The sequence below is a fragment of the Streptomyces griseobrunneus genome, from assembly GCF_046713465.1.
In the GTDB taxonomy this organism is placed as follows: Bacteria; Actinomycetota; Actinomycetes; order Streptomycetales; family Streptomycetaceae; genus Streptomyces; species Streptomyces microflavus.
This window is the reverse complement of record NZ_CP177080.1, coordinates 7,929,926-7,954,390: the sequence shown is the minus strand read 5'-3', so window position 1 is coordinate 7,954,390 and position 24,465 is coordinate 7,929,926. Positions and strand designations below refer to the sequence as shown.

Annotated in this window: 16 protein-coding genes; 6 read left to right on the top strand and 10 right to left on the bottom strand. The window is 73.3% G+C overall.

Annotated features, from left to right (window positions below; translation table 11 throughout):
• Positions 1-69 precede the first annotated feature (69 nt).
• From ACK8N7_RS36095 to ACK8N7_RS36085, 3 genes are all read left to right on the top strand, one after another.
• On the top strand, positions 70-270 hold the full coding sequence (locus ACK8N7_RS36095; protein WP_500445313.1) for a hypothetical protein: 201 nt from the start codon (positions 70-72) through the stop codon (positions 268-270).
• Between the two features lie 405 nt (positions 271-675).
• A complete protein-coding gene (locus ACK8N7_RS36090; protein ID WP_500445311.1) occupies positions 676-2,541 on the top strand; it encodes a glycosyl hydrolase family 18 protein in 1,866 nt (621 codons plus the stop codon).
• Between the two features lie 207 nt (positions 2,542-2,748).
• The gene (locus ACK8N7_RS36085; protein WP_403218117.1) at positions 2,749-3,159 is read left to right on the top strand and encodes an Imm10 family immunity protein; all 411 of its coding nucleotides are present in this window, start codon (positions 2,749-2,751) and stop codon (positions 3,157-3,159) included.
• Between the two features lie 157 nt (positions 3,160-3,316).
• On the opposite strand, the gene ACK8N7_RS36080 is transcribed toward ACK8N7_RS36085, so the two are convergent.
• Both ACK8N7_RS36080 and ACK8N7_RS36075 read right to left on the bottom strand, forming a co-directional pair.
• Positions 3,317-3,673 (bottom strand): hypothetical protein, encoded by a 357-nt coding sequence (locus tag ACK8N7_RS36080; protein WP_403218118.1) that lies wholly within the window; start codon positions 3,671-3,673, stop codon positions 3,317-3,319.
• A gap of 111 nt (positions 3,674-3,784) precedes the next feature.
• A complete protein-coding gene (locus ACK8N7_RS36075; RefSeq protein WP_403218119.1) occupies positions 3,785-4,246 on the bottom strand; it encodes a hypothetical protein in 462 nt (153 codons plus the stop codon).
• Between the two features lie 1,134 nt (positions 4,247-5,380).
• On the opposite strand from ACK8N7_RS36075, the gene ACK8N7_RS36070 reads away from it, so the two are divergent.
• Entirely contained in the window at positions 5,381-5,794 is a 414-nt protein-coding gene (locus ACK8N7_RS36070) for a hypothetical protein (RefSeq protein WP_500445309.1), read from the top strand.
• 175 nt (positions 5,795-5,969) lie between these two features.
• Here ACK8N7_RS36070 and ACK8N7_RS36065 read toward each other — a convergent pair whose 3' ends face one another.
• Positions 5,970-6,212 carry a DUF6411 family protein gene (locus ACK8N7_RS36065; protein ID WP_403215292.1) on the bottom strand — a complete coding sequence of 81 codons (243 nt, stop codon included), beginning with the start codon at positions 6,210-6,212 and terminating at the stop codon, positions 5,970-5,972.
• Positions 6,213-6,480: 268 nt separating this feature from the next.
• On the opposite strand from ACK8N7_RS36065, the gene ACK8N7_RS36060 reads away from it, so the two are divergent.
• Positions 6,481-6,993 (top strand): hypothetical protein, encoded by a 513-nt coding sequence (locus ACK8N7_RS36060; RefSeq protein WP_403215293.1) that lies wholly within the window; start codon positions 6,481-6,483, stop codon positions 6,991-6,993.
• A 224-nt stretch (positions 6,994-7,217) separates the two neighbouring features.
• Here ACK8N7_RS36060 and ACK8N7_RS36055 read toward each other — a convergent pair whose 3' ends face one another.
• Positions 7,218-8,171 (bottom strand): YihY/virulence factor BrkB family protein, encoded by a 954-nt coding sequence (locus ACK8N7_RS36055; protein ID WP_500445307.1) that lies wholly within the window; start codon positions 8,169-8,171, stop codon positions 7,218-7,220.
• Positions 8,171-9,919: a bifunctional phosphatase PAP2/diacylglycerol kinase family protein gene (locus ACK8N7_RS36050; protein ID WP_403215295.1), complete on the bottom strand. Its 1,749-nt coding sequence runs from the start codon at positions 9,917-9,919 to the stop codon at positions 8,171-8,173. Before ACK8N7_RS36050 ends, ACK8N7_RS36055 begins: the two co-directional genes overlap by 1 nt.
• Positions 9,920-10,357: 438 nt before the next feature.
• Here ACK8N7_RS36050 and ACK8N7_RS36045 point away from each other — a divergent pair, with 438 nt between their 5' ends.
• On the top strand, positions 10,358-11,062 hold the full coding sequence (locus tag ACK8N7_RS36045; RefSeq protein ID WP_403215296.1) for a GPR1/FUN34/YaaH family transporter: 705 nt from the start codon (positions 10,358-10,360) through the stop codon (positions 11,060-11,062).
• A gap of 240 nt (positions 11,063-11,302) precedes the next feature.
• Here the strand turns inward: ACK8N7_RS36045 and ACK8N7_RS36040 are convergent, their stop codons facing one another.
• The 5 genes from ACK8N7_RS36040 to ACK8N7_RS36020 are packed head-to-tail and all read right to left on the bottom strand — an operon-like array spanning position 11,303 to position 24,298.
• Entirely contained in the window at positions 11,303-13,231 is a 1,929-nt protein-coding gene (locus ACK8N7_RS36040; protein WP_500445305.1) for a WD40 repeat domain-containing protein, read from the bottom strand.
• Positions 13,228-17,028 (bottom strand): vWA domain-containing protein, encoded by a 3,801-nt coding sequence (locus ACK8N7_RS36035; protein ID WP_500445303.1) that lies wholly within the window; start codon positions 17,026-17,028, stop codon positions 13,228-13,230. Before ACK8N7_RS36035 ends, ACK8N7_RS36040 begins: the two co-directional genes overlap by 4 nt.
• 3 nt (positions 17,029-17,031) lie before the next feature.
• Positions 17,032-18,252 carry an ATP-binding protein gene (locus ACK8N7_RS36030; protein ID WP_500445301.1) on the bottom strand — a complete coding sequence of 407 codons (1,221 nt, stop codon included), beginning with the start codon at positions 18,250-18,252 and terminating at the stop codon, positions 17,032-17,034.
• On the bottom strand, positions 18,249-23,441 hold the full coding sequence (locus ACK8N7_RS36025) for a hypothetical protein (protein WP_500445299.1): 5,193 nt from the start codon (positions 23,439-23,441) through the stop codon (positions 18,249-18,251). The genes ACK8N7_RS36030 and ACK8N7_RS36025 overlap by 4 nt, the downstream gene beginning before the upstream one ends.
• On the bottom strand, positions 23,438-24,298 hold the full coding sequence (locus tag ACK8N7_RS36020; RefSeq protein ID WP_500445297.1) for a DUF4132 domain-containing protein: 861 nt from the start codon (positions 24,296-24,298) through the stop codon (positions 23,438-23,440). Before ACK8N7_RS36020 ends, ACK8N7_RS36025 begins: the two co-directional genes overlap by 4 nt.
• Between the last annotated feature and the right edge of the window lie 167 nt (positions 24,299-24,465).

Genomic DNA, 24,465 nt, shown 5'->3' with positions numbered 1-24,465 from the left:
GGATTCGGCAGGGCCAAGGCCACGGTCGAGCGACGTGGGAGTGGCTGCGGCAACGCCACCGTGGAGGTCATGATCTGGTCCGACGTCTCCTGGAGCGAGGACGTGCGCTTCGGCCACAACAAGCAGTTCTTCTCCGTGGGCTCACTGGACGCGGCGGACGCCTGCTACAACGGCTTCGGGCACGTCCGTGGCATCTACGGCGAGATGTACGTCAACGGCCAGAAGGTCGCCGAGTCCGGACGCGCCCAACTTCCCGGCTGCGTGGCCTGACCCCTCCCTGCCCCGACCCGGCCTGACCGCGCTCGCCCCGCCCTGCGTTCCAGCCAAGGACGGCCTTGACGGCGGGGCGGGTATGCACCGCCAACGACAGGTCCGCGTCGGCGTCATCCACTTCGGGCGCCGCCATCGACGCCGACGCAGACTCTAGGAACATGCTGCCCGCACGGAAGGATCACGGCACGGGTGGTGGCGCCTGAGCCTGTCAGCGCCTGGCTGCCTCAGTCTCAACTCCCAACGACCTCTTGGTCCAGACCTCTTGACGATTGGTCTAGGCCTTCCTAGTGTCACGGACACACTGCGGGAGTGCCGAGAAGAGACACCCGGCGCTCAGGGCGACGCAGGGTTGACAGGCCAGGGACCCACCCCTGTCCTCCGAACCTCACCAGGGGAGCATCCTTGAGCACGGAAACACGATGGCGCCGAACCAGATCGCGGCAGAGCATCATCCCGAACAGGCGGTCCAAGGTCCTCGCCGGCGCCACCGCGCTGCTCCTCCCACTGGCCGCAATGGTCGGCCTCGCCACCCCCGCCGAGGCCGCGACCTCGGCCACCGCCACCTACGCCAAGGCGTCCGACTGGGGCTCCGGCTTCGAGGGCAAGTGGACGGTGAAGAACACCGGCACCACCACGCTCGCCTCCTGGACCGTCGAGTGGGACTTCCCCGCGAACACCAAGGTCACCTCCGCCTGGGACGCGACCGTCACCAACTCCGCGAACCGCTGGACGGCGAAGAACCTCGGCTGGAACGGCACCCTGGCTCCCGGTGCCTCCGTCTCCTTCGGCTTCAACGGCTCCGGCTCCGGCTCGCCCTCCGGCTGCAAGCTCAACGGCAACCCCTGCGACGGTGGCACCACCAACCCCGGTGACAACGCGCCCTCCGCCCCGGGCAAGCCCACCGCGAGCGACATCACCAACACCTCGGTGAAGCTGTCCTGGGCGGCCGCCACGGACGACAAGGGCGTCAAGAACTACGACGTCAAGCGCGACGGCGCCACCGTCGCCACCGTCACCGGCACCACCTACACCAACACCGGCCTGACAGCCGGCACCGACTACAGCTACACCGTGGTCGCCCGCGACACCGCCGACCAGACCGGCCCGGCCTCCGCCGCCACGGCGGTCCGCACCACCGGCGGCGGTGGCGGCGAGAACCCCGGCGGCAGCGGCAAGATCAACCTGGGCTACTTCACCAACTGGGGCTCGTACACGGTGAAGAACCTGGTGACCTCGGGCTCCGCCCCGAAGATCACCCACATCAACTACGCCTTCGGCAATGTGCAGAACGGCAAGTGCACCATCGGCGACGCGTACGAGGACTACGAGAAGTCCTACACCGCCGCCAACTCCGTCGACGGTGTCGCCGATACCTGGGACCAGCCGCTGCGCGGCCACTTCAACCAGCTCCGCAAGCTGAAGGCGCAGTACCCGCACATCAAGGTGCTGTGGTCCTTCGGCGGCTGGACCTGGTCCGGCGGCTTCGGCCAGGCCGTCCAGAACCCGACCGCTTTCGCGCAGTCCTGCTACGACCTGGTCGAGGACCCGCGCTGGGCCGACGTCTTCGACGGCATCGACCTCGACTGGGAGTATCCCAACGCCTGCGGTCTGACCTGCGACACCAGCGGCCCGGCCTCCATCAAGAACATGATGCAGGCCATGCGCGCCAAGTTCGGCCCGAACAACCTGCTCACCGCGGCCATCACCGCTGACGGCTCCAGCGGCGGAAAGCTCGACGTGGCCGACTACGGCGGCGCCGCGCAGTACATCAACTGGTACGACGTGATGACGTACGACTACTTCGGCAGCTGGGCCGCGCAGGGCCCGACGGCCCCGCACTCCCCGCTGACCTCGTACCCCGGCATCCCCGCTCAGGGCTTCAACTCGGCGGACGCGATCGCCAAGCTGAAGGCCAAGGGCGTCCCGGCCTCCAAGCTGCTGCTCGGCATCGGCTTCTACGGCCGCGGCTGGACCGGCGTCACCCAGTCCGCCCCCGGCGGCAGCGCCACCGGCCCGGCGGCCGGCGTCGAGCCGGGCAACCAGTACTACAAGGTCCTCAAGACCGCCTGCCCGGCCACCGGCACGGTCGGGGGCACGGCGTACGCCCACTGCGGCAACGACTGGTGGAGCTATGACACCCCCGCGACCGTAGGCACCAAGATGGCCTGGGCCAAGAGCCAGGGCCTGGGCGGCGCGTTCTTCTGGGAGTTCAACGGCGACACCGCCAACGGTGAACTCGTGAACGCCATCAGCAACGGCCTGAAGTAGACCCCGGTACGGCCACCGAGCCCGCCCGCCCCGAACACGGGGCGGGCGGGCTTCCTTTTGGCACGAGCCTCCTGCCGGGCAGCGTCCGGCTGCTCGCGCAGCGCTTAGCACGGGAAATGGGCCGACGGTCTGAACTCCTCCCCCCGGCCGTCGTGACGTGGGCGCCCTCCTGTGATCCCTGTCCGACCGCCTTGATACAACCTCGTCATGACGTTCCGATTCACCGCCCGCGTCGCCGGCGCAGAAATTGATCCCGACGGCTACTTCACCGAGGCCGGCCTCGCGGACAGCGAGGACGGTCGTGGCTTCATCCTGTCGTTCATGGCGGGCGAGGAAGAACCAGACGCCCAGGAAATCGCGCTGGGAATGGACACTCACTGTCTGGTCACGGCGGGGCAGGGAACGGCCTACGGCTGCGTGCGCGAAGCTGTCCTGGAAGGCAATGTCCTTCGCATCGTGCTGGACCCCGAGGCGCTGAAAAGCCTTCGGCTGGAGGACAGCGAAATCGAGGCGGTCATCGAGGCGCCGGCCCAAGACGTGTCCCGTTTCCGAGAAGTCCTTGCTCAGGTGCTCGCCCATGGGCGGGCGGACGCCCTGCCTACGCGAGTGGCAATCTGATCTGAGGAGGGGGCCAGAGCACGCTTGACACTCGGCATGGGGAAGTTGAGGTTTGGCGTCCACTCGTCGGAGGACGCGAGCACGGTGTTGCGCAGGACGCTGACTGCTCAGCAGGCCACGACGCCGATAGCCGCCTCGTTCCGGGAGACGGACTCGCTCACGTCTGCCGCCTCCCGCGCGCGGCCCGGGTCCAACGGCGCTCGCGCAGCCGGATGACGAAGGCGGCCAGGATCGAGCCGGCCACCAGCGGCCCGGCGACCCAGCGCATCACGTCCGCCACTCCGTCCGCGTCCCCGCCGGTCGTGAGGACCACCATCTGGACGGCGAGGCAGATGCCCAGTACGACGAACCCGATGCCCCAAGTACGGACCACCCACACGGGCCCCTGGATCGGCTCCGGCGGCCGCCGCGGCCGAAGTACGGCCTCCATCCCCAGCCACACGCAGCCCAGCCCCATGGCCACGACGAGTACGTCCACGACCGTGTCGAACACCTCGGTCACGATGCCGAACACCCGCGTCCCCCTCTCGCACCCCGGGCGGACCCGGCACACCAGGAACGCCTCCCACAGCTCATCGCGATGCCCCTCGCTGCCGATGTGGGCGTGCCTCCGCGACTACAGCTCCTAGCAGCCCGCCTCGCTACCGCTGTGCACGTTCGCGTCGATGCGGATCGAGTAGCTGGCCCCGGTGGTGAGGTCGGGACGGGTCCCATGACCGTATTCCTTGAGAAGTTCGGCGGTGAGGAAGACGATCCGCAGACCCATTTCCTCTCTGACGAAGCACAGGTCGTCGGGCGCGGCTTCGGAGTCTCGCCTCCATCCGTCCTGCTGCGTCGCCGTCCAGTAGTGCTCGGCCACCTCGGCCCGTGTGCCGGAGAAGGCGTATGTCCGCTCGGCGTAGACCGCGACCTCGCCGCTGTCCGCCCAGCAACCGGCGTCGGCCTTCTCGAAGCCCCGGGCGACGGTGGCCTCATCGGGCCGGGACCCAAGAATGTCGAGTGCCGCCATCTCCTGAACTCGGGTGTCCGTCCCCTCGCAGTCCTGGGCGAGATCCAGCAGCGCGCAGCCGGTGAGCGTCGCGGCCACGGTCGCGGCCGCCAGGAGAAGGGATATCGGTCGGGTGACAACTGTTCGTATGGGCGAAGCGGGCTCCAGGGTGTGGGCCGTAACAGCGGGCCGACGACTGTCAGACAGAGGAGTCATCGACCGGCTCCGGAACGGTGACGGCCCGGTTCTACCAGAAGCCGCTACCCTCGCATCACTTCTGACGTGAGCGGAACACTTTGACGACTCTCCCCGGCGCCCCTGCTGCCAGGCACACGACGCGGAGCTGGGCTTTCGTGTCCAGCAGCCGCCAGGACAGCCCGTGATGTGGGCCTGAACGCGCCGCTGAGCGCCGAACCGGCGCCCCTGTTGAGCAGCCTGACCCTGGGGCGGGGCCCTCAGGGTGAGTCGATTGAACTTTGCCGGAGACTGTCGGAGGGGAGCGTGCCGTGAGCCTGCGGGCCATCGCGACGTTCGATGTCCACACGGGGGCGGGGTGGGAAACGCTCTGGCCTCCTGGTTCGGCGCCGCATTCGCCCACCCCCTGCATGGCTGGCTGCAGGAGGAGACCCGGGGCACGGCGTTCTTCTCGGCAAGCACACGGGCGGACGGGCGGGCTGCGAGCCGGGAGTTCCACCCGCTGGCCACGGAGTGGGAGGCCATGCGCGGGGAACTGCCGCGCGAGCCGGAGACCGCGCACCTGCTCTTCATGCGCGAGTACTTGGGCAAGCCGCTCGTTCACGTGCGTAGCTCCGCCGTCAGGGTCCGCCGCCCCAACGCCGAGGCCCAGCTCTTGTTCGGTGCGGATCGCGGTGGGCTCGACGACCCCGCTTTCTGCTCCAGCGCGGTGGAGTTCCTCGTCGCCGCACTGGACATGGTGAACCCCGCCTTCGCCTGGCTGGGTGCCGATGCCCCGGCCTCGGAGGAGACCAACCTGGACTGGGTGCTGGGCCGACGGGTACGGGATTCCGTGAACTGCGTTACGTATCGAAAGACGCGTCCCGCCCGGCGGGCCAGTGCTGTGACCGGAACTGTTCGCCGAATCGGGAGCGGGCGAGGACGAGGACGTGAAACGCGGATAGGTCCCCGCGACTTCGGGTTCGGGGGCCCGAAATCGCTCGCGGCAGCGTTGCCGACTGCGACAGGATCACCTGGGAGGAATGTGAGGGAGCCCGGGTGACTGGTCGGACTGCGAAGATCGCATCGCGTTGCGAGTGCGGCAACACGGCGGTGCGCCAGGTGAACCAGTTCATCCTGGACGGTGAGTTGTGGTGGGACTCGGAGTTCTCCTGCGGGTTCTGCGGCACCTACTTGTGCGAACACGCCGGTCCGGGACGACCAGCACCTGATGATGTCCGGGAGGCTCTCCTCACAGCGCACGGGCCTGCCAGGCTGCGGCTGGCCGGTCCCGTTCCCAGTCTCGTCCCAGCTGCGAAGGTCCTCCGTGAGGTAGCAGCTACCTCGCTGTCGCGGGCTCTTGAGCTGGCCGGGGAACTGAGCCAGGTCGGCCTGGTGGGTACGGTGTCGGAGATGGAGTTCCTGAAAGTCCGGCTTCAGCTGCGCGGGGTTCACACCGACATCGACCGGTAGCCGTGTGGAGACTCATCGGCCTTGGCGGCGCGGCCCTCGGCGTGCTGGCACCTCCTTCACCGCACGCCGAGCGGAGCGTCGGACCGCCCGGGGACGGCGGCATTCAGTCGGCCGCGTCCTGATCCGGGTCGTCATCTGGCAGGACCGAGGTCGGATCCTGATGTCAGGACCGAAGTCAGAACGGCATGTGGCCACGGGTGCGGCGACCGGCCGAGCCACTGCGGCCGACGGCCTTGGAGCTGCTACGGAAAGGCTTGCTGAAGATGCGGCCCAGGATGCCGGGCGCCTTGCCGCCCGCGCGGGACCCCAGGCCGAGAGTGCGCTGCGTACCGCGCTCCGGACCGCGGGAGAGCCGCGGGACGAGGAACGCGAGTACGGCGAGAACGACACAGACGGCGACTATTCCTACAACCATCATGAGAACTCCTCTCAGTGGTGCTGTTGCTTGGACGGTGATGTCTGCCTCGTGTGCCCGGCCGACGACTTTCGAACCCGGCGCCCACCGCTGAGTGCCTCAGGGGTGGGCGGCGGGCCGGCATGCCGCGCTGGGGCGGAAGTGGGCCTGACATGGTGATATGCGGGCAGAAGATGCTGGGCCGCCGGATGGATCCGGGCCGCCGGGTGGCGCCTGACCAGCTCCGGGACCGTACCGACGACACGGCGGAAGCCGACGAAAGGACCCAGTGATGTCTCCGGTGACCGAACAGTGGGGCGAAGTCCTCCGTACGCATCTGGCGCTCGGCGAGGAAGGATCGCCGGTGCTGGCCGCCGCCGCGTTCTCCGCCGAGGCGGGGTTCTTCGCCGCCGCTGGCCGGGGCGGCGAGGACGCGTGGCCGTACTTCCGGACGAGGGCGAGCGCCGCCGGGGCAGGAGTCGGTACCCCGGGCGGGGAGGACGACCGCGCGGACGACATCGAAGCCCTGTGCACGGTGTGCGAGGAGGCCGTCCACTCCCGGGGCCTGCGCATCGCGGGCACCCTCTGGCAGCGTGAGAGCCGGGAGCTCATCTCCGACGTGGTCACCGGGAGCGAACTTGAGCTCGCGCTGCTGCGGGAGGGGGACCGCGCCATGTGGGTCGTCCGGGCCGGGCAGGGCATCTGCACGTTCGTGCTGGTCGACGGGGACAGCGAGGCGCACATCACCGAAGCCCGGTCCCTGGCACTCGACTTCGACTCCTTCCTGGCCGGCCAGGGTTACTGATCCGGCGAGCTGCTCCGGGCGCCGTACGTCTCCGGCTCGGGGTGCTCGTCCGTCAGCTCGGGTTCAAGGCCTTCCGACACGTCCGCGACGGCCTGGCCCGCTCCACCACGACCTTGGCGAGCAGCGCGAACGGCACCGCCGAGGCGGCGGTCCGCTCCGCGGGTACGGGTCCGTGGAGGGGCCGGGCCCGTGAAGTGCGGTGGGCCGAGGCGGGTTGTGGCGCCTCAGGCTCCGGGGTCGGCGGTGATCGGGCCGGGCCTGCGGGCCCGGGCTGCCTCCAGTTGGGCGGCGAAGGACAGCCCGACGAAGAGGGCTACGGAGGTCAGATAGGCCCACAGGAGCAGCGACATGAACGCGCTCAGGGGTCCGTAGACGGTGTCGAAGGAGCCGCTGATCCCGAGGTAGAGGCTCAGGAGCCAGGTGAGTGCCGTCCACAGGATGAGGTAGACGGCCGCTCCGAACACCAGCCAGGTGTAACCGGGCTGCCTGCGGCGCGGGGAGCGGCGGAAGATCGCGCTCGCCGAGATGAGGGCGAGCAGAAAGCCCACCGGCCATCGCAGCAGGTCCCAGGCGTTCCGGGCCGTGTCGCCCAGCCCGTACACGGTGGCGGCGGCCGCCACGAGGTCCCCGCCGGCCACCATCATGATCGAGCCGATGCCGAGCGGGATGCCGGCGCTCAGGGCCATGATCAGGCCGCGCAGGTACTTGCGGTGGAAGACGCGGTCCCGCTCCACCCCGTAGATGCGGTTGGCCCCCCGCTCTATCTGGCACATCGCGGTGGTGACGTTGGCCAGCGAGAAGGCCAGCCCCAGCCAGAGGGCGACCTCGGGGCCGTCCCCGTCGCCCCGCTGGTTGCGGTTCAGTGCGTCGTCCACCACCTGGGCGCTCGGGCCCTCGCTGACGCCGCGGATCGTGAGTTCGGCGAGCCTGCCCACGCTCTCGGTGTGGAGCTCGGTCGACAGGCCGACGAACGCGATCACCAGGGGGATGATGGCCAGGATCGTCTGCAGGGCCAGCGCGCGGGCGTGGCTGAAGCCGTCGGCGTAGCGGAAGCGTACGAAGGCGTCCCGTACCAGTGGCCAGCGCCCGTACCGGCGCAGGGCCGCGAGTGCCTCGTCGCCGGACAGTTCGTCGCCGCTCATGTCGCGGGTCACCGGCACCCGGGTCGCGGTTCCCATCACCGCTCCCGTGCGGGCAGCATGACGGTCAGTGCGCCGGGGCGGACCTCGGCGGTGAGGCGCCGGCCGGGGCCCACCGGGTCTCCGTCGACCTCGCGCGGCTGCGGCCGGGTGAAGGACAGTTCGGCGCGGCGGAAGGTGTGGAACTCCACGGGGCCGCCGACGGCGGTCGTGGAGCGGGATGTTCCGGCCGCCCGGCGGCTGCCCTCGCCCCGCGTCTTTCCGCTCACGAGTACGCCCGCCGCGCGCAGCCAGCCGCCCACGCCCCGGGGGTCGAAGACCGCGAGGTCCAGGAGCCCGTCGTCCGGCCGGGCGGCGGGCACCGGTGCCGCGCCCGCCTGGACGGTCCCGATGTTGGCGACGAGCACCATGCGGGCCGTGCGGTGCAGCTCCGGCCCGCCGTCCAGGCGTACGGTCAGCCGCATCCGGGGAGCGCGCAGTCCCCTGGCTCCGGCCAGGACGTACGCGGGCCAGCCCAGGGCCGACTTGGCGCGGTCGGAGGTCTCCTCCAGCATCGCCGCGTCCAGCCCGGCGCCGGCCATGGCCGTGAAGTGGACGGTGGGGAATCCGTCGCCCTCGATCCGGCCGAGATCCAGGGCGCGGGGCTCGCCGGTCAGTCCGGCCGCCAGCGCGTCGGCGGGGCGGATCGGCAGTCCGAGGTTGCGGACCAGCAGATTGCCGGTGCCGCACGGTACGAGGACCAGGGGGACGCCGGATCCGGCCATGGCGTCCGCGACCGCGCGGACCGTGCCGTCGCCGCCGCAGACCACGATCAGCTCGGCCCCGCCGCGCAGGGCCTCGGCCGTCTGGCCACCGCCGGTGTCCTGCGCGGTGGTGTCGACGAAGGAGGGGGCGCTGTAGCCGTGCTGGGCGAGCACCAGTGCCAGTTGGTCACGGGTGGCCGAGTCGGTCACCGTGGGGTTGACGATGACGGTGGCGCGCTTCCGCGCGGGCGCGGCCCGCCGTTCGGCTGCGGCAACGGCGATGTCCATCGCGTCGGCCGGCGGGCGGGCCGCCCAGGAGTGGTCGGCGAGCACGGCCCTGCCCACGACGATCAGGGACAGCGAGCCGTTCAGCAGCCCGCCGGCCACGTCGGTGGGGTGGTGCATGCCCCGGTAGAGCCGCGCCAGCCCCACGAGGAGCGGAACGAGCAGCAGGAGTGCGGCCAGCGGCCTGCGCCACGGGCCGCGAACCCGGGACAGGACCAGTACGGCGAGTCCGGCGTAGAGAGCGGTGGCCGCACCGGTGTGACCCGAGGTGTAACTGGACGTGGGCGGCGAGTCGTCGACGCGCTCCACGTCCGGACGTGTCCGGTCCACGGAGGCGGTGATCAGGAGGAAGACCGCCGACTGGAGGGAGACCCCGACCGCCAGGAAGACCGCCTCGCGCCACAGGGGCAGCCGGGGCACCAGGACCAGAAGCAGGCAGGACACGAAGGTGATGCCCACGACGGTGCTGGTGTCCCCGAAGGCGGAGACGACGGTGGAGGCGGTGGTGAGGGCGGTTGTACGGGCGCCCTCGAGCGACTCGTTGACCGCGTCCTCGACGGTCAGAGGCCACCGGCCGTGGCCCGGCCCGGTGATCAGCAGACCGGCCCCGGCCATCACGGCAGCCTGACAGAGGGCGAAGGCGCCGATGCGCACCGCCGCCCGGGCGGCGCCGCTGGACAGGGCGGGAGATCGGCCGGGGCGTCGGGGGGCCGGTGCTTCCGGCCCCCCGGTCGATCTCGCCGGAACGGCAGTCGGCATCTGGTCCCCCCACATCTGCTCCGCCGTACGGCGGTTCCTGGGGAGCCTGTTCTCCCTCGGCCCTACGCCGTCTTCCCTGCCATCGCCACGACAGACCTGTCAGCGGCGGGCAAGGGTCCGGAGAGCGGTACGGGGGCGGTGATGGAACTGACGCCCGCAGGCAGAGGGGGACGGTGTCGATCCGGTCGGCGACCTGGCGGACCGCCCTGCCCGAGGAGTGGCGCGCTCGCGGACGCCATGCCCCCACCGACGCCATCACGCAGGCACCCGACCCGCCGGACGGTGAAGGGTACGGAGCAACCACCGGCCGGAACTCCCAGCAGAAGCCGGACGACGGTCCGGGCCGCCGCCCACGATCCGGTGACGTGCGAGCAGCGCCGCCGCCGCCGTGATCGCTGCCCGTGGCGGCGAACCGATCCGAACTCGTAAGCTTGTGCGGTGCCCCACGATTCCGGCCCGAACGGCCCCTCAGAACCGCTGACCACCGATGCGGTCACGCGCATCGTGCTACGCCCGATCGCCAGCCCGCTGCCGCTGGGCTTCTTCGCTCTCGGCATGGGCAGCACGGTCCTCTCCTCCCTCCAGCTCGGCTGGGTACCGGTCGAGCAGAGCAGCATCCTTCTGCTCCTCGTCCTCATCTTCGTCGTGCCGCTCCAGCTCGTCGGCGGGATCTTCGCCTTCCTGGCCCGCGACGCGGGCGCCGGCACGGCGCTGCTGCTGCTCGGTGCCGCCTGGGCGGGAACGAGCGTGACGTCCCTGGACTCCCCGCCCGGCACGCCGGTGGTGGCCCAGGCTGTCTTCCTCCTGGCGCTCGTCCCGTTCGTACTCGCGCTCGCGGGGGCGGCCGCGCAGTCCAAGCCCCTGTTCGCCGTCCTGCTCGGCATTACCGCCGTGCGCTTCGCCCTCACGGGCCTCTACGAGGCGGGACTCGGGAACGCTCTGCAGATCGCGGCGGGCTGGACCGGTCTCGGCATCGGGGTCTTCGCGCTCTACGGCGGTCTTGCCCTGCTTGTCGAGGACGGCAAACAGCGCACCGTGCTGCCGCTCTTCCGCCGAGGCAAGGCCCGCGAGTCCATCGAGGGCGACCTGCGCGAACAGCTCACCGAGGCCCAGCAGGAGGCCGGGGTCCGCCACCAGCTATGACCATCGCCGTGGCACTGTGCTCAGGGAACGTCCTGATGGGGCCGGAACGCTGCACGTGAGCCGTGACCGAACCGGACAGCTTCCCCCTCCCGAGGCGTCGGAGGCGATCCTGACCCGGCGTCAGCCCTGAGAACGGCGGGCCACGACTACGACGCAAGGCACCGGGCGCAGTCCGGGACGGTTTCGGATCCCACCGCGGTCTGCGGACCTGATGCCACTGCAGGTCCGGGCCTGCACCCGCTAATACTGAGCGGTCTGCGCCACGGCCCGTCCCGGCCTCTGGTCCGGTATGGATGGCGCCGCGGCCGGACCCTCCCGCACCGGTTCCCACGCTGCCGCGCACAGGGAATCGGCCACTGCGGCCGTGTAAAGGGCAGCGGTGAGCCAGTGGGTGGCGAAGCTGTCGGTGTCGGCGGGGAGGAGTCGGCCGAAGAGGTCGCGATCGCGCTGGGCCGCCGACGTACACAGGGCGGCGAGGAGACCGGCGGCCGTGGGGAGGCCCGCGCGGCGAATACGGCGGGTCTCGGCGGTGACGTCGCCCAGCATGCCGAGAGCGGCGCGGCCCGCCGAAACCGTCTGTTCGACCCGGCGCTCCAGGAGGTACAGGGGCGAGTGCGCGCCCTGCCCTCCGGGCTGTGGCGGGGCCGGGTGCACGGGGGCAGCCGGATTCGGGAGGTCGGCGCGGCGCAGGCGGTCGAGGCCGAGGTCGATCGTGCCCTCGCCCGTGGGGTGCGAGCAGGCGAGAAGGGTGAGCCGGGGGTGGGGGGCGGGCACCAGGCGGCCGATGATCCTCAGTCGTGTCCCCGGCGCCGCGGCCAGCAGCATCAGGTTGTCGCGGTGGGCCAGCGCGGGGTCGTCGTCGGCGACGGTGAGCCGGACCGCAATGCCACTCTCGCTCAGCGCGAGCAGGCAGGTGCCGGCCGACTCCCGTACGGCGCCGATGAGTTCGACGTCCAGGAAGAGCAGGTCGCTGCCTCCGCCGTCCGGGTCCGCGTAGCGGGAGGTGGACCGCAGAGCGCGGGCGGCCTGTTCGGACGGCGGCGTCTCCCACAGGCCGGCGAGCGGCAGCTCCGTCCACGCCGCGCCCCGGGCGGTGACGGCCTTGACCCCCTTCCCGGCGCCCAGTCTGCCGTCCGGCGAGACCGTCGCTCCCGAGACCGCCAGGCCGGCCCGGCCCAGCTCCCGGTGGGTGAGCGCGCTGTCCCCCAGGCGCACGGCCCGGTCGGCCACCCCTACGGCGCGCCCGACGCCGCCGGGTGCCACATCGCCGACCGTGAAGAGGCGGCCGTCGGATCCGGCGACCCAGGTGCGGACGCCACCGTGCCCCGAGTCGGTGACCACGGGTTCGGTGAACAGGCCGTACAGGCGCAGTGAGCCGTCCGGGCTGTACGGGCGGCGTGCGTGGCCTCTGGCTCCGTTCAGCTCCGCCCCGGACGCCGTTCTGACTCGGTGAGCGGTGCCCAGGAGTTCGGCCAGGGCCGTGACGAAGTCGGCGGTGCGGTAGGACGGGTCCCCTGCTCGGGCCGCCCGCAGCAGCGTGACGACGGACAGCGCGGCGCCCGCGGCGCGCGGCAGGTGCCGGATCCGGGCGGTGTGTGCGGCCCGCAGGAGAGCCGACTGGGTGACGGCCCCCGCCCCGTCGATGCCCGCCTCCAGCACGGCGGCGCCCGCCGACCACAGAGCGTCGGCCGCGGCACGCTGCGCCGGGCTCGCCACCTCCGGCGAGGAGGGCCAGGAGGCGGAGTCGGGGGCGGAGTCGGGGGCGGAGTCGGGGTCCTTTACGGAGGCGAGGCCCGTTGCCGAGGCGGGTTCGAGGTCCGTTACGGAGGCGGGCTCGGGGGCTGTTCGGGTGGGCTGGTCGGCGAGGTCCGGCGGCGGGTCCGCCGTGGGGGCGGCGCAGGCGGCGGCCGCGCGGTGGACGCATGCCGGGGCGAGGAGGCAACCGCAGGTGATGGCGTCCGCCGTCGCCACCACGCCGCCCGGGGCGTGCAGGCGCAACTCGGTCTCGTCGTCGACCTGGATCGTGACGGTGTCCCCGTCACGGTGCGTCGGGCGGGCGCCGAGCTTGGTGACCGCCGCGTCCAGCCGCTTGCGCAGCCGGGGCGAGAGGTTCTCCACGAGCGTGGCGGTGACCTCCGGCGCGACGGGGGGCAACTGGGCGGCGCTCATGCGGTCTTCTCCCCTATCCAGCGGGCCAGTTCGAGTGGGCTGAGGGCCGCCACGGGCATGCCGGCGGCCACGAGCTGTCCGGCGACGCCCGTCGAGTAGCGGGGGCGGCCGGCGTCGTCGAGGCTCGCGCAGCCGAGGACGTGGCAGCCGGTGGTCACCAGGGCCCGCACCTCGGCGAGCAGCCCGCCGAGCGGCGCGCCCTCCTCGAAGTCGCTGATGACGACGACGAGGGTGCGGGAGGGCACCTCGATCAGGCTGCGGGCGTGCCGCAGCCCGGCGGCGATGTGCGTGCCCCCGCCCACGCTCACCTCCAGCAGGAGGGAGAGGGGGTCGTGCACGTGGCCGGTGAGGTCGACGACCTCGGTGGAGAAAGCCAGGAAGTGGGTGCTCAGGGTCGGCACGCCGGCGAGCACGGAGGCGGTCAGCGCGGACCAGATCGTGGACGCTTCCATGGATCCGGAGACGTCGGTGACCAGGATCAGGCGCCAGTCGGCCGACCGGCGGACGCGGCTGCGGAACACCGGCTTCTCGGGGATCACCTGGACGGTTCCGTCGGCCGTCCGGCGGGCGGTGGCCAGGTTGGCGCGCAGCGTGCGCGGCAGGTCCAGCCGGCCGCCGGGGCGGCGGGTGGGCCGGGCCGCCATCGCGCCGGTGAGGGCGGGGCGCAGCCGGGTGGCGAGCTGCCGGGTCAGTTCGTCGACCAGGTGGCGGACCAGCGGCCGGAGCGCCGCGAGGCGGGCTTCGGGGAGGCCGCCTGCGTACCGCAGGATCGTCCGGAGCAGTTCCACGGAGGGGGTGGCGGACGCCGGGTCGAGTTCGGTGAGGACGTCCTGCCGACCTGTCACGGCTGCGGCGGCGAGGACCTCGTCGCGGACGCCGGGGCCGAACAGTGCGGCCAGTTCCTCGGACCACTCGCGGACGCCGGGGAACGACGGTTCCCGGCCGCCGCGCGGTCCGGAGCCGCCACCGGGGCCGGGCAGGCCGCCGCGGGACCCCTCGCCGTGTCCCGATCCGTAGAGCTCGTCCAGCGCGGTCGCCAGGCGGGCGGCGCCGGACGGCAGTCGGTCGGGACGCCGGCCGAGGACGAGCCGCCACCGGTCGCCGGGCGCGAGGGTCCGCGCGGGGGTGGCCTCGGTGGAAGGTGCGCTCGCGGAGGTGCCGGTGGGGCGTGCCGCGGCGGGGTGGCCGGACAGCGGCGGCAACCGGTCGTCGTGCGACGCGGGTGGCGGTACGGGCAGGCCGAGACCGGCCAGGAGTTCGCGGGCCGCGAGGTCGGCGGCCGTACGGCGGGCCAGCTCGGCCGGATCGTCCGCGTCGAGGTTGCCCACCCGTTCGCCCAGCCGCTCCTCGACGGTGTCCAGCAGCCGGTCACGGGCGGCCGGGCTCAGGGTGTCGAAGCCACCGCGGAGGGCCGGCAGCCGGGCCAGGAACGCGGTGTCGTCCAGCTCGACGACCCGGTGCAGCAATGGGTCCAGGGCGCCGACACCGACGGTCAGGAGCGGGCCCGCCACCGTCAGGACGCCGGTGAGGCGGGCGGTGAGCGCGGCCCGGGATGTGCCGTCCACGGCTCCGTCCACCCAGGAGGCGACCCGCGCCCCGAAGCTCTCGGCCTCTTGGTGGCCCGTGAGCACCCTGACCGCTCCGGCGGCCGCGGCGATCAGCGGGGTGCCGTCGGCGGCCAGCCGGGCGAGGGCGTCGGTGAGCCGGATACCGCCCACCCGGTCGGCCCGCTGGGCCAGTTCGAGCAGCGCCCGGGCGTCCTCGGGCTCCTCGGAGCCGGGCAGGCCGTCGACCTGGCGGACCGCTGCCGAGGTCAGGAGTTCGGCAGCGCCTGCGGTGCGGGCGGCACGGGCGGAGGCAGAGGCGAGGGCGTCCGGGGCCGATGAGTCGTCGGGCGCGGCCAGGCCCGGCAGGTGGCCGGCGTCGATGCGGTCCAGCAGGTCGAGCCCGGCGAGGAGTTCGGGAAGGGTGCCGCTCGCGGGGAGTACGGCCGCCAGTTCCGTCAGCCGTTCGTCGGCCAGGGCGGGGAGCCCGCACTCGGCGGCCTCCGTGAGGCCGCGCACGACCTGGGCGGCCGTCGGGCCGCCCTCCGCGCGCTCGGCCGCGCGCCGCTGCCGCAGCACACCCTCGGCTGCCTGGGCCGGGGTGACGCCGCGGGCCCCGGCTGCCGTGAGCATCGCGGCCGTCGCCGGGGTCCACCGCACCTGCCAGCGCGTCGTGAGTCCTTCGGAGCCCGCTGCGCCGGTCACCCCCTGTTCCTTCGCGTAAGGGATGCCGCACACCGTCAGCCTGCGCAGCAGCAGTTCGCGGCGCCGGTCCAGGGTGGAGCGGGCCGGGTCGAGCCGGAGGTCGCGCGGTGTCCTCTCGTGGGCGTCCTCCGGGCCGGGGAGGGAGAGCGCAGCGGTCTCGGCCTCGATGGCCGGGCACAGTCCGCTGCGCGGAGCGGCGGGCGTGGGCCGTCCGGTGCGGGTTCCGACGAGTACCTGTTCGAGTGCCCGGGCGACGGCGCGGCCCGTACCGTAGGTTTCGCCGCGCCCCAGCACCGTCTGTACTGCTTCCAGGAGTTCGCCGCGACCGGGGGCGGGCAGGTCGCGCAGGCGGGCCAGGTCACCGGCCACCCGGACGACTTCCCGGCCGTCCGCCGGACCGTAGGGGTGGCCCTGTTCGCGCAGGGCGACGCAGACACGGACCGCGGTGCGGATCAGCGCCTCGTGCAGTGCGTCCGGGTCTCCGGCGGCGTCCAGGACGGTGTGCTGCCACTCCGGGTCCCGGATTCCGGCCGGGTAGCCGGACCGTGAGTCGAGCAGCGGGTACGTGTACGGGACCAGGGAGACCGTGCACGCCGACGCCCCGGCACCGCCGCTCGCACGGGCGTCCGCGTCGGGCTCGGGGGTGGCGGCGGGCTCGTCCGCCGCGTCCGGTCCTGGGCCCTCGGTGGCCCCCGCGGCGGACGGCAGCAGCGCCGGGGTGTGGAAGGCTCCCACCACCACGGCGGGCCGCCGCCCGCTCGCCAGGGCCTCGGCGACATGGCCGCGCATACATGCCTCGCGCACCAGGTCCGTGCGCTCCACCCCGCCCCGCGCCCCGGCCTCGCAGCGCAGCGCCCAGCCGGTGAGCAGGGCGGCACGGCGGAGCGCCTCGGGTGTCGAACCGGGCGCGAAGGCCTCCACCAGCCGGTCCCACAGGTCGTCGCCGTCCCGGCCCGTGAGCCGGGACCGGAGCGCGGCGGACAGCCCGTGCCCCTCCCCCGGCGCGGGGGCTGAGCCGGCGCCCGGGGCAGGGGGGTGGGCGGGAGTGTCCGGGCCGCCGGCCGCCCATGCCCGGTCGGCCAGCGGCAGATCGCAGGCCACGGCCGGGACCCCGTTTCTCGCCGCCCAGCGCAGGGCGACCAGTTCGGGCGAGAAGTCGGCGAACGGGTAGAAGGCCGGTCCCCGTTCGCCCGCCGAGCCGGCGCCGGGCCCGTCGGCGGGCACGGCGGCCAGCGCCACCGGGGCCTCGGTCTCCTCGTGGGCGAGCCAGCTCAGCCAGGGCTGGAACTCGGCGGGCAGCTCGACGAGGAGGACGTCGGGGGCCGCCGCGTCCAGCAGTGCCGGGAGGGCGGCCGCCAGCGAGGGCGCGTGGTGGCGCACCCCGATCAGGAACGGCAGCCCGGGTCCGGTCGCCGCGAGGGCCGCCTCCGCGGCTTCCGGGGTGACGGGCCCGGCCCCGGGGCCCCGCACCGGCGGAGCGGCCTGCGCCCCGGGGGCGGGCCGCACCTCGGCGATGGACCCCGTCGTGGGGTCGGTCGACTCGCTCATCCGTCAGTTCTCCAGCACCGCGCGCAGGTCCCACAGGGCACGCCAGGTGGCCGACCCCTGCTCGGCGCGCCTGCGCACCGGCCCGTCCCAGTACCCCAGCAGCCGTGCCGCGTCGGCGGGGTCGTCCTTTCGGACGACGCCGAGCAGATGGCCGGGAAGGAGGGAGAGCACGTCCCGGTCGCCGGGGAAGTAGGCGGCGGTCAGGGCCAGGGAGCCCGCGACGGAGACGGCCTCCGCGGTGCTCATCACGGTGGATGGGCGCTCGACCTCCCAGCCCTCGACGGAGCGGCCCTCGCGCAGGTCCCGGAAGGCGGTGACAAGGGCTTCGAGGACCGCGTCGTCCACCTGGTAGGCGGCGCCGACGCGTTCGACGGCTGCCCGCGACTGGCGTCGGACGAGCGCGGTCTCGGCGTCCACGTCCCCGATGGGTCCCACGGTCTCGAAGTTGAAGCGGCGCTTCAGCGCGGCGGACATCTCCGAGACGCCCTTGTCGCGCAGGTTGGCGGTGGCGATGAGGGTGAACCCGGGAGCCGCGTGCATCTGGGCGCTCTCGCCGCCCGCGAGTTCGGGGATCGCGATCCGCCGCTCGGAGAGCAGGGACACCAGGGCGTCCTGGACCTCCGGCAGGCAGCGGGTGACCTCCTCGACACGGGCAACGGCGCCCCGGGTCATGGCGGCGAACACCGGGGAGGGCACCAGGGCCTGCTCGGTGGGGCCCTGGGCGAGCAGCAGCGCGTAGTTCCAGCCGTACTTGAGCTGGTCCTCGGTGGTGCCCGCAGTGCCCTGAACGGTGAGCGCGCTGGTCCCGCAGACGGCCGCCGACAGCAGCTCGGAGAGCATGGACTTGGCGGTTCCCGGTTCGCCCACGAGGAGGAGTCCGCGCTCTCCGGCGAGGGTGACCACGCACCGTTCGACCAGGGCGCGCTCGCCGACGAACTTCTGCTCGATCACCAGGCGGAGCGGCACGCCGGCTCCGGGCCGGGCTCCCTTCGGCAGGCTCAGTGCCTCGCCCGCGCTGCCCATCACGAAGGTGACGACGGCACGCGGGGTGAGCAGCCAGCCGGGTGGGCGGGGCCCGGGGTCGTGGGCGGCGAGGAAGGCCAGCTCGGTGGCGTACCGGTCCTCGGGCGGCGTGACCTGGCGGTGCTCCCGGCCGGGCGCCGTCGCCTGGCCGGGGACGCCGTCCGTGGTGGTGCTGTCCATGGTGGTCGTGGTGTCGGTCATCGGCGGCGGCCCTTCCGGGTTGCGCGGGTGTCGAGTTCTTCGAAGGCGGGGGCGTCGCCGCCGCGGACCCGTGCCCAGGCGGCTGCGAACAGCGCGGGCACCGGGAGGTGGGGCAGGGTCCGGGCGGAACCTGCCACGGGGTACAGACCTTCCTTCCAGGTCTCCAGCGGCAACCCGGGGGCGCCGCGTTCGAGCCAGCCGCAGGGGAGGAACAGAGCGCGGCCGGCACGGGCGCGCTTCGCCTCCACGACGAGGTCGGTGGCGGCGAGTTCCGCCCGTGCCTTCTTGACCCGGGCCGGCTTCCACTCGGTCCAGCGGACGCAGTTGCGGTCCGTCGGGTCGGGCAGCGCGAGCAGCATCAGGTAGAGGGCGGCGGTGTCGGTGCTCAGGCCGAGGGCGTCGGCCGCCTCGGCCACCAGGTCCGGCACCGCACGTGTCGGGTCCTGGGCCGGGTGGTGCGGGGACCCGTCGGGGGCGCCCGCCGAGACCAGCTCGTCGGTCTCCTTGCCCAGCAGTGCGCGCAGGGCGTGCAGGTCGCCGGTGCCGTGACGGCCGGCGGTGCCCTCGACAAGGCCGAACGCCGGGTCGTCGGGGCCGGCCAGGCCGGCCGGACGAATCAGCAGCTTCTCGTTGCTGCCGTGGCCGGGGGCGAGGAGCAGCGCCGTACCGGCCCGGACCAGACCGTCGGCGTCGGCGCCGCCGGACTCGGGGAGCCCGTGGGCGGCGCGGATCACCGGGGCGATCCAGCCTCCCGACTCGGTCCAGTCCAGACCGAGGTCCAGCACCAGGTGCGGGTCGGCGAGGCGGCCGCGCAGGGCCGCGAGCCCCACGGGCAGGTGCGCCCGCAGGGGGTGCCCGTACGGCAGGGTGTAGGCGAGGGTGCGCAGGGCGGCCAGGGCCCCGGAGACCGCACCGCGTGCGCCCACCCGGCGCAGGCCCGGGCGACCGGTGCCGTCCTGGACATCGGTGCCGTGGGTGAGCCAGTTCCGGGAGCCCGCGTTGAGGATCAGGTCGACGGCGCCCGCCGTGGTGCCCGAGAGGTCGAGGTCCAGTTCCTCGGGGACGCGGACGAGGGAGGCCAGGCGCTCCTGCCAGACCTCGGCGGCGGCCCGGACGTCGGGTCCCGTGGACCACAGCTCGGCCGGGTCCGGAGGCAGCAGTGCTCGGAGCAGGGCGTGCCGGTCGTCGTGGGGCAGGGTGTCCAGCCTGGTTCGGGCCGTCTCGAAGGCGCGTGCCTTCGTCCCGAGCAGCGCGAGCGCCTCGGCGCCGGGCTCCTCGACCGCTGCGGACAGCAGGGCGGCGGACTGGAGGGGGCCGATTCCGGTGGCCGTGTGGAACGCCTCGGCGGCCTCCGGACGCCAGGGTGCCGGGCCCTGCTCCCGTACCAGGGCGGTGAGCCGGGTGAGCCGGTCGCGGGCGATGCCCTGCCGGTGGACGTGCTCGCGGTCCAGGGTGAAGCCGGGGACGGGGCCGAAGGCCCCGGTCGGGTCGTGGTCCAGGGCAAGCCAGCGTGCCGCGTCGTCCCGGGAGTTCCGGCCGCGGTTGGCGACGACCACGACGGTGCGGGCGCCCTTGCGCAGCACCTGGCCGAGGCGGTGCACGGCCTCGGAGCGGCCCGACCGGTTGCCGCCCGCGCCCAGCGGCTCGACGAGCTCCACCTGCCGGACGGTGCCCGCCGGGTCGGCCAGCGGGCCTGCGGCGAGGGTTTCCAGCAGGACGAGGAGACCGGTGCGGTGCTCGGGGGAGGTGGTGGCCGAGGCGGCCCGGTAGGCCAGTTCGGGCAGCTTGTCGAGGAGTGAGGTCCAGGTGAGGGATTCACCGGGCACGGTGCACTCGTCCCGCTGCCAACCGTCCACGGGGGTGAACGGGACCTTGGACGGCGTGGGCGGGCCGAAGGCCGGCTCGCCGCCGAGGACATGGTTGACCGCGAGGATCTGCCGGATCACGGTCCACCGGCTTCCGGTCCCCCACCAGCTGCCGTGCATCCGCTCGGAGCCCCAGGCGGAGGCGTTCCGCAGGGTCGCGTCGTCACCGTGCTCGGGCTCCTGGTCGAAGAACATGCCCAGGGTGCGCGCGGTGTCCCGAGGAGTGGCCGGCTGCACGGGCTTGGGCGGTTCCAGGTACTGGAGGGACGCGACAGCCCGGTCCACCGCGCTCCGGACGAGGGCGGTGACGCCCGCGAGGAGCCGTACGTCGGACACTTCGGGCAGCACCCGGGCGACGACCTCCTGGCTCAGCTCCTGCGCCGAGGGTCCGGTGTACTCCTCGACGGCGCGGAACGCCTCCAGGTGCCGGGCGACGACGACGGCGACCTCCTTGATCAGCTCCTCCGCCCGGTCGTCCGTCAGGTTCCGCAGGGCGGTGGAGCCCTGCTCGTCCCTCGGGCGCAGGGCGTGCCAGTAGGCGACGGGAGGAACGTAGGGGGTGCCTGCCGCGTCGTTCCCGCCGGAGGTGCCGGTGCCGACGGACCACAGGCCGCCGCCGGTGCCGTCGGTGTCCGCCGGGTGCGCTTCGACGGAGCGGTGGCGCAGGACCGCGACGGGCCGTGACCCCCCGGGCAGCGTGAGGGCGCCGAGCGGCACCACGGAGCTGCCGTCGGGCAGCGGGTGCGGCAGGGTGACCGTGTGGCCGTCGGGGGTGCCGGCGACGGTCCGGTGCCCGTCGGCGGGGGCGGCCGTGCCGGGCTCGGTGGCTGTGCGGCGTACCCAGCGGCCGAGAACCGTGCCGTCCGTGCCGAACGGGGTGGTCTCCAGACCGGGCTGGAGCGGCAGCACCTGGCAGTGCTCGGTGAGCAGCCGGGTGCCGTCCTGCACCCCGGAGCGGAGGAAGGCGGGGAGGGATGCGCGGCCGTGCGTACCGCCGACGGGGTCGTACTCCAGCCACACCCGCTGCGTGCCCTGGTGGCCTTCCCGCCAGTGACCGGTGCCGTCGGAGATGACGGCGCGCTGGGGCGGGAGGGAGGTGTCGCCTGCGTGCAGGGCCTTACCGCCGGTGGCTCGGCCGCCGCCGGGCAGCGGCAGGCAGACCTCGTCCGAGGGGCCGGAGCCGCCCCAGCGGGGTGTCTGCTCGCCGCCCACGGTGATCACCTCAGCGGGGCGGTGCGACCAGTAGCCGAGCTGCTTGCCGTCCTCCCACCAGATGACCAGCAACTCACCGTCGACGTAACGGAAGGCGGGCGTCCGCCAGCGGTCGACGGAGGCGGGAAGCCGCAGGGTGTGCCGCAGCAGAACGCCCTCCGGGCCGATGACGACGGCCCGTTCGAGCGTGTTGAGAACCAGGGCGGGCCAGGCGCCGGTGACACCGACGCCCTCCGACCGGTGGCCCTGCTGACGCGCGGCGGCCTCAGCGGCCAGTTCGGCGTAGGTCTCGTCGAGGGCGGGCCAGCCCAGTTCGTCGAGGACGCCTATACGCAGGGTGGAAGCGAGCAACGGCACAATGTCATGGCTCTCGAGGAGCCGCACGGCCTCCGGGGCAACGTCCGCGACCACGGTGCGGAACGCCGAAAGCCTGTTGAGAGCGGTTCGCAGCCCGGGGAGCCCTCGCGCGGCCATGTACTCCTCGGCGCGGGCGGTCAGCCACTCCCGCAGGATTACGGAGAGCACCGGGTGCGCCGCCAGCTTCGCCATGCCGGAGTCGCCCAGCCGCTGGCCGCGTGCGTCGCCGATACCGCCGACGCTCCGGCTCAGCAGGGCGCGGAATACCGGCTGTTCGGCGACGGCGGTGAGATCCCGGGCGCCGGGCGCGGTGTCGGAGAGCCACGGGACCAACGGGACACCGGAGGAGTGTGCGGTGCCCTTGTCCTGGTCGTCCGGCTCGGCGACGCGGACGCCGGAAGCCAGACAGAGGTCGAGCAGGTCCAGATCGGCGGTGCGCTGCCAGCGGCCCTGGAACAGCTCGACGGGGCGGTCGTCGGCGCGCAGCCGGTCCGCCATCCGGGCGACCAGGTCGAGGGTCTGCGGGCTGCGGCCCGAAGTGGCCCGGTTGCGCCGGCGGTGTGTCTCCCAGCGGGCGAGCCAGTCCGCCGGGGAGACGTACGGGTCGGAAGGGGACGCGGAGTCGGAGGCAGCGTTGCCGGCGGTGCCCGGGAGAGCGGTCAACAGGTCCTCGGCACCGGACTCGGCCAGCACCGCGAGCCAGCCGGATTCGCCGTCCACGTCCCGGCCGCTCTCGCTGAAGGTCTCCGGGAAGAAGCCGAGGAGCCGGGCCCGCAAGGCCGCGTCCCGGCGGGCGAGGGCGATGAGCGAGGAGTGGTAGGCCGCCCAGAACGAGGCGGGGGCCCGGACGACTCCCGGGGAGCCGATCAGATCGGCCACCAGGTCACGTTCGGCGGTCTCGCGGTCCAGGCCTGCGGCCTTGACCAGCGCGCGCACGTCCTGCGGCAGCGCCGCGTACGGCGGCATGCCGGCCGCGCAGCGCTCGACCAGCAGACGGCGCAACTGCGCCCAGGCGTCCGCCGGTGCGAGCCGGGCCACCAAGTCCCGTACGTACTGCCGCAGCGCCTTCACGGTCAGCGCGCCGGCGAAGGCGAACTCCAGGAAGACGGCCCGCTGCCGGTCCTCGTCCACGACCAGCCCGTGCACCCGCTCGGCCTCGCGGGCCTTGCCGAAGAAGGAAGCCGCATAGACGGTGTTCTCGGCCTGGAGGAAAAGGCGTGCCACCTGCTCGTAGTAGGTGGGGAGGAAGTGCGGAACGGCACGGCCGAGCCGGGTGCCGAGTGCGTCGAAGCCCTCCTTGGCGGCTCCGGCACGGGTCTTGGCCTGCCGGCCCAGCCGCTCGATGTCCTTGACCAGGGCCAGGGCGTGGTGCCCGTTGGCCGGGTCGTTGACCAGCGCCCAGGCCGGGAAGCCCAGCGTCTCGCGGCGCACCTGGCCCACGACGGGGGCCTCGGCGGTGCGGGACAGCCCGAGGAACTCCAGGGCCAGGTCCTCGGCTTCGCCGAGAGTGCCGGGTACGAGCCGGACCACGGGGCGGTCGCCGAGGGCGGTGTGCGTGTAGGTGCGGGCGGTCAGCGCGTCGGCGTCCTCCCGCTCGGTGGTGCCGACCGGGAGAATCGCGCCCGCTTCCAGCAGGCCCGCCGCGCGGGCCTCGGCGGCGGGGGTGGAGGTGTTCCCGCCCCGGGCCTGGGCGGGCAGGACCGCCGCGTCCGCTGCCGTCGTGCTCGTCCTGGTGTTCGTCGTCGTGGTGCTCATGCCGCCTGCTCCTCGTCCGCCACGTCGCGGCCGGCGTAGAGCGCCGCCGCCATGCGCATGCCCTCGGACCATGCGACGGGGCCGACCTCGGCGGCCGTCAGCGCGCGCCCCGAAGGGTCGGTCCAGCCCAGGGGGCCTGTCTCGGTGCCGTGCTCGTCGTATCCGTCGTGCTCGCCGATCCAGATACGCGCCTCGGCCGTGACACCGTCCTCGACGACCGGGCAGACCGCGTAGCCGCCGCGCGACCGGTACCCGAGCTGGGTGACGCGACCGTGCAGGAAGCGCAGTTCCTTGAACACACCGCCGGCGTAGGTGTCCACGGATGTGGCGTCCGGGGCGAGGCCGGCCGGGCGGCGCCACACCTCGCGGAACAACTGCTCCACGTTCTGGCGCACCCCCAGTTCGACCGCGAACTCCCGCAGCTCGTCGAGGTCGTCGAGGAGGACGGGGTGGGGCACGCTGACGACGTCCGGGGTGATGCGGACCGTGTCGCCGTCCAGGTCGACGAGGCCGAGACCGCGTTCGGAGTCGACATCGCGCAGGAACCCGGCCACGCCACCGTCCACGCCGGTGACCACCACGTCACGCAGGGCCGCCTGCCACGCCGGGTCGGGCCAGACCCTGGCGAGCACGGCGGTGGGGACCGGCAGCGAACGCACCATCCACTGTTCGACGTCGGTCAGGCACTGGCGCTCGTGCCGCTCCAGCCACTCGGTCAGCTGCCGGAGCCCGATGACCGCCGGATCGTCCTTCAACTTGGCCGGTACGGTCTTCAGCCGCCGTCCCGTCCCGTTGCGGCAGACCACCTTGCCCGCTTCCAGGGCGACTTCGTAGTCGCCCGCCGGAACCCACCCCATGCGCTGTTCTCCCCGTCGTTCCGGACGGCCGCCGACCCGGCGGCACGCTGATGAAACCCGTCGACGGCAACGCACCGTGACGATTGGGAGAGACTCTAGGCGGCCCCACTGACAACGCGTCCGGGCCCCCTCCGCGTCGTCGCTGATCCCCGCGGACCAGGGGCTGC